Origin of the sequence: Taibaiella soli, assembly GCF_003236175.1 — a bacterium.
In the GTDB taxonomy this organism is placed as follows: Bacteria; Bacteroidota; Bacteroidia; order Chitinophagales; family Chitinophagaceae; genus QKTW01.
The window spans coordinates 275,673-282,127 of sequence record NZ_QKTW01000009.1; the positions used below are offsets into that span (position 1 = coordinate 275,673).

A 6,455-nucleotide genomic window follows, 5' to 3' on the forward strand; every position below is an offset into this window, starting at 1 on the left:
AAGGAACCGTTCACAATTTAAACATTTTATCTGAGCCTGAATTAGAAGCTGGAAGTCAGACCAATCTTCAGACCGTTAAACGCTGGCTCGTAGCGGCATACGCCACCTGTACAGTTGATACCTGATGGCTGACGCACATAAGACAGTGTAAATCGGTTTGCTCCTTGTGTAAAGGCGCCGAATACGTTGAAGTAGTGTACTGCTGTTTGGATATTATCGCGGTTGTTCGGATTCAGGTGTGTTGGGTACATGTCTGATGCAGAAAAAGACCATTTTGGTGCAATGTTGTATTCAAGCAATGCAAATGCCCAGTCACCATAGTCTTGTTTGGTAAACATGTATTCACCTTCGAAACGAAGTGATTGTTTTCTGTTGATTCTATAAGTGACCTCCAGGAACGGAGTTGTTGCTTTTACAATCGGATCTTTAACTGGTGTTACTTGGTACAATTGCTGGTTGTAGTGCATGTATTGCACACCGCCGTCAAAAAGCCATTTTTTCATACCACGATATTCAAATTCACCATAAGCTTCACGATACAATTCTATGTTGTTGAGATTATTGATATAAGTGAAATCTGTAGTGATGGTAAGATTATCGTTTGGCGTGATCAGCAGATCCATGTTAGTACCCTGTTCTGATAGATCTTGTGACGCAGGTGTGTAGCGGGCCATCAAGCGTTGTGGGTGCAGGCGCGCGATGATTGGCTGCCAGTTCATGATACCGCGGATCAGCGTTTCATTTGGTGATGTACGCATAGAGAAGTTCTCTGTACGCTTACCCGTCAGATTTACCGCAATACCTTTTTGCGCATAACCCAAAGTAGTGTACACAACGCTACCTGGTGCATCATAAAGAGAATCGGATTGGTAAGGATCTACAATCGCTTCGTGTGTTTTGTAAGAACCTTCCGCATACCAGGAGAAATTACCAACAGACAAAGTATTATAAGCAGTGAATGCGTAGTTGTTGTAGCGTGGTACAAAACGCGCTTCCACTTCCATGTTGTTGATGCTCGATACCACAGCATTCATCGAAGTCTGATCCATGGTACGGTTCAATGCGCCTACGCCCGGAGACAAATGCACATTTCCCGCCTGAAAATCACCTTCTGCGCTAAATGTTTTGATGATCGGACCGTAAAATTTATTTACAGCGGAAACGTCTTTTTGCTGACCCACCATGGCTTTGATGTTGATGTTGTCTGTCAGCTGGTATTTTACACGTGCGCCCACCAGTGCGTTATCGATCAAGAGACCACGGTCTTCGTAAGAACGGAACAGGATACCACTCCCGATCTGATCATATATATAACCGCCGGTAATAGAGGCTTTACCGATGTCTTTGCTCAAACTCCAGGAACCAATACCAAATGTAGTATACGGTGTACCCGGCAGATAAAGGTTTGAATTCTGCATCGCGTCCATGCGCAAAGTCGCGGTAAAACCTTTGTAGTTATAACGTAATCCTAACCAGGCTTCACCACCACTTTTATAGTTGTTATACAGTTGGTTGTTGGCGTTGATCGCAGAATCTCTTACGTAGAAGTTCGCGTTCGCCATAAATTCACCGGAAAGTGTTCCCTGTGCAAATGCACCAAGCACACCGGCCGACATGAGTAAAGAGAGCGTTGCAGTTTTTTTCATTAACCTGATGTTAAATCTCAAAAAATTTTCCGAATTTAGGACCTTTGCCGACATTTGGCAAGATTTTTGGACATTATTTTATTCAGTAAATATAACAGACATGAAAAGAATCCTCGCATTGGCCACCGGCCTGTTTCTTACAGTTATGGCTCATGCACAGACAGCAGAATTGCCGGAAACAACAATAAAGGACGTAAATAACGGTAAGAAAGTTGCGTTTAATCAGACTTTCGAGAAAGGAAAGGTAACCGTGGTAAGCTTTTGGGCGACATGGTGTGTGCCTTGCAAAAAAGAAATCAAAAACATCCGTGAGAAATTAACAGACTGGAAAAAAGAAGCTGATTTCAACTACATGACTGTTTCAATTGATGAAAGTCGTGCCGAAGGTCTCGTGCGCAGCTATGCAAAATCTCAGGGCTGGGATTTTCCTTACTACATTGACGCAAACTCTGATCTGAAACGTTCTCTTAATTTCCAGAACGTGCCATTTACAATCATCGTAGACAAAACCGGTAAAGTTGTGTTCATGCACACAGGTTATGAAGAGGGTGGAGAAGAAGAGGTTTTCGCAAAGGTGAAAGAACTGAGCGCTAAATAATTCAGAGATCTGCAAAAAATTATAGTAAAGAGACTGTCGAAAGACAGTCTCTTTTTTTGTAAATGATATTTAAGCCGGGCATCGGCACTCTATTTCGCATTCGTCCTGCTGTTCGCTTTTACTCCTCGCTCGTTACCTCGCTGTGGGGTAACCGCTGCCATCAGGGCTATCATCCAGGCGACTGAATTATTATTAAACATGTGCCAATCGTCAATCCGAAATGGTCAATCTTATACAAAAAGAAACGCCGGAATTTTCCGGCGTTCTTCAATTTGTGGGTGGTTCTAAATTTTTTAAATAAAACTTGTCAGAGCGAAACTGGCAGGTCTTTTTATGTGCATGAATGGTAAAAGGTTTGCCTAACTAACGGGTTACTACAAATTTTACCGGAGCAAACGTCTGCTGTTTGCCGGTTACACGGAGATAGTAAACACCGTTTGCAATATTGTCTACTGGAATAGCCATTGGCTGACGAGGTTCCAGACGGGAAGCATTTTGTGTGAAGATTGTGCGGCCTGTAACATCCATTACGGTTACGGTTGTGTTGTCGATCGCTTTGTTGCCAGAGAAAACAGCATAGATGGTACCTGTGTTTACAGGGTTAGGATATACACCCAGCTTGCCATTTCCTTGCTCTACGTTTGCTACAGCAGTTGGTGTTTCTGAATCATCGCCACCTTTGTAGATTGCCGGTGAATTTACCGCAGAGTTGTAGTAAACTTCAAAATCGATGCTGCCTATACGTTCGTTGGTCGTTGCATTGTATTGCGTCAGCATAAACTCATTTAGGTTCGCCGGAAGATTCACGAATGGTAATGTTTTCACACCGATTTCAATTACCGTAAACACGTGTTCATTTGCATTCATCTGAATGTTTTTCAAACTGGCGTTGCTGACGTCAGTGAATGAAACATATTTTAGGTTGTCATCGTAGCCGAGGTATTTGCCCTGGCGGCCGCCTGAAACCCAACGTGCGTAAAGATTTCCGAGATACACACGAATCGTCATCAGACTTTTGAAATCACCACTCATGTATTTGTACACATCTTTCATCGCGTTCAGGTTAAAATTCATCGTAGTAGATGAAGTGTACGGATTCACGAGATAAAAAGCAGTACTGTTTACAAGTGTGTTGCTGTCGATAGATACTTTTACGAGATTATTGATCGCAAGATTGTTAGAGTTGCGCATATTCACTGGTGTTCTCGTCGTTTCTGTAATACCAGGACCTTGATCAACGCCGTTGTTGCCATAGGTCGAGATACGTGCCAGTAAGCTGAGGTTGCCTTCTTGTGCTTTCGGCGCAGCAATTGCGTAGTTTACCGGATGCCATGCAAGACGAATTACAGTGTCTTTACCAGGCTGAATTACCGGAATGTCGATTGGTGTTGTAGTGATTTCGCCACCGCAGGCAATTGTTGCATTCCCCGCGTTAGTATAAGTAAATGAGCTGTTGAAATCAGTAGTCCAGTTATGGCTGGTTGATGGGAAAGACCAGTACAGGCGCAGTTTTTGGCGGCTATTTCCTGTTGTTACCGGAGAAGCCTGACAGCCCGTGTTATGCACGCGTACATTGATGTAGTTGTTAGCAGCAGCGTAATTTGCCGGCTGATGCAAGGTAATGGTATCGTTCTGCTGGCGGTTCCAGATATCCGGACTTCTCCACAAATTCCAGTTGCGATTGTCAAGGCTGTCCTGCAGGTTGATCGCATCATAATTGTCGTGGTAAGAATCGCGAATAGAAAGGTCGTAGTTGCCAGTGTTGGTCAGTGTAACTTTAATGATCTTGCTCGCTACTTTTTGAACCGGAGAATTATCATATACAGTAAGACGATACCACAACACATTGCCGCTGATAAGGCTCACAACGTTTGGTTGCTCCGCACTGTAATTGTTCAGCTGCGCGGCATTGCCCGGAATTGCTTCCCAGTTGTAGGTAAACGGAGCAGTACCATTTACAACAGTTGGTTTCAGTTTGGGTAAAGTACCGTTTGGCAGCGCTGCAGGCGTACAGGTCGTGGTGATATCAATGCCTGCAACGAACATCGATGCCGTGGCAGGGTCATTCACGTTAAGCGACGATGCCATTGCAACAGCCGAGCCTGCATCCAGGCGGCCGGAACCCAGCATACCGGCATAAGCAAGGTTTTGCGGAATAGTGTCAATTTTTGCCGCTGTTTTTTTCAGAATATATTCTATCTGGTAAGGCGATAATGCTTTATTAGCGGAAATCATCAGTGCGGCGGTGCCAGATACAAACGGTGTTGCAAATGATGTGCCCCATGCGTTGTAGGCTTGAAATCCATTAGGGTTAGCAGGGGATAACGTGCCGGAAGATACGCCATGACCCGGTGCACAAATGTCTACCTTGTCATAGTGGCTGTAGTCCGTAGCCGGGAAGCCTATAACGCGGTTGTGTACATCATTCCAGCTCCAGCCGGTAACTGTACCACCATAGTTATAATTGTATGTGCCGACAGGAAACTGACTGCCTACTGATGTTACGCAGATATTGTGATCATATGCGCCAGGGAAGGCGTATGCGTTTGCCGCGCCGCAAGTGCTGCTGCCATTACCGGCCGAAAAACAGCTAACGGTGCCGTTTTCATAAATGGATGTGTAAACGCCCTGCTGGATTACATCATAGCTACAGTTGTTGAACCAGCTGCCGTTAATTACAGGCACGCCATCGGCAGACATCTGCAGCATTTCATCGTCATACATGTTGCCGGAAATATCCATTTTGCAATTGTATCCGATTGATGCGAAACCCGCATTATTATCCGTTCTGCCAGCTGCAATTGTTGCCACCATTACGCCATGTTTGTCGGGAGCGCCTCCGTTGTAACGTATACGCGCAAACTTGCTGATCAGATCTGGATTGGTTGTGTCGAAATAAGTATCTGTGATACCTATCAAAACGGAAGAGTCACCTTTGGTGATATCCCATGCGTCTTTTGCGCGGATGAGATCGAGGTCGGTCTGGCCTGTACCAACGCCCGGATAACCGTAATCATTAGGCGAGTAAAGGGTTGTAGCCTCGTTTTCAATTTTTGCGTATGGAAATAAATCGGCGTTATAATTCTTGAGATCTTCAAGTAGTTTCGGTGAGCTGACCTCCACTACCCATATATTCTTAAGGTAGCTTTCTGGCGCTGATGGATAAGCTTGTTGAAACTTTCCGATCGTATAGCGCGCAAAAATATTGTCTATTTCAGCATTGTTGAATGAAACCACTGTTCTGTCTCCCCTTTGTAGAACTGTAGGTTGCAAACGTGTGTTGTCAATACTGATCAGCATACGTGTTGTTTGTGCACTTGCTCTTGCCAAAACAACGGAACATGCTGCTGTAATAAGCAGATTGTACCACTTCCTCATAAAAAAGGTTTAAAAAATTAATAACTCCCCTTGCGTATTCTGTTATGAAGACACAACAGTTTTCCCTGGGCATGTTAATGCCCAAAAATTTTTAATAAAAAACTGTAAATAAGCAGGTATGCAATAGCCCTCCCCAGAGCTGCTACACATGGTAGCGCATGCAAACTTTCTGTGCTTTCCGACTTTGAATAGGAGTCGCCTTTTTTAGAGCTGGCGGTCGTAGCTCGCTTCTTTTAAATAGATGATGGCACTTTGAAAAATCAGGAGTAAGTCGTTTAAAACTGTTATGAATCGATCCCCCAACCGGTTCATAAAACGTCCTCCCGGAACTCTTTGTAAGTGCCAAAGTAGTAAATAGTTTGTTAACGGCAATGATTTTTTCAAAAAAATTTCAAAAAAATAAAAATCCTTTGTCTCTGAAAACAAAGGAGTCAAGTCTTGATGAATCGTCTGATGTTTCGCCGGAAGCTATACCAGTAAAAGGATTAGTATATATTACGGGTTGATTTAGTTGGCTGGAAAATGGCCAGTAGGGCCAACTATCGTATATGTGAATAGTCCTGAAAAAAGTTGACGGATTTTAAATAGTCCCGGTTGCCTCAAGTGGCCGGGATTTTTTATGCACCTGTTGTGGCGTTTTCATGCCTAAAGAAAGATGAGGTCGTCGATTGTTGTACAAATCTACAGCTTGTTCTGTCAATGGTATCGCTAACTTTTTATTTGGCAACGTAGCGCCTAAACCAAATTCATCTTTTAGGATTCTATTCATTCGCTCTGCTAATGCGTTCTCGTAAGGATCGCCGTTTTGAGTCATACTTAGTCTTAAACCGTTG

At 43.8% G+C, this 6,455-nt stretch carries 4 protein-coding genes; 1 reads left to right on the forward strand and 3 read right to left on the reverse strand.

All coding sequences use genetic code 11. From position 1 onward, the window contains the following. Positions 1 to 41: 41 nt before the first annotated feature. Positions 42 to 1,646 (reverse strand): DUF6029 family protein, encoded by a 1,605-nt coding sequence (locus tag DN068_RS06460; protein ID WP_123985254.1) that lies wholly within the window; start codon positions 1,644 to 1,646, stop codon positions 42 to 44. Between the two features lie 100 nt (positions 1,647 to 1,746). Between DN068_RS06460 and DN068_RS06465 the strand changes: the two genes are divergently transcribed. Further along, positions 1,747 to 2,244, forward strand: a complete 498-nt coding sequence (locus DN068_RS06465; RefSeq protein WP_165836301.1) for a TlpA family protein disulfide reductase — start codon at positions 1,747 to 1,749, stop codon at positions 2,242 to 2,244. 363 nt (positions 2,245 to 2,607) lie between these two features. Here DN068_RS06465 and DN068_RS06470 read toward each other — a convergent pair whose 3' ends face one another. Together DN068_RS06470 and DN068_RS06475 are read right to left on the reverse strand one after the other, a co-directional pair. Then, entirely contained in the window at positions 2,608 to 5,622 is a 3,015-nt protein-coding gene (locus DN068_RS06470) for a S8 family peptidase (RefSeq protein ID WP_110998076.1), read from the reverse strand. 580 nt (positions 5,623 to 6,202) lie between these two features. After that, on the reverse strand, positions 6,203 to 6,455 hold a 253-nt coding region (locus DN068_RS06475; RefSeq protein ID WP_133254085.1), incomplete at its 5' end, for an integrase core domain-containing protein.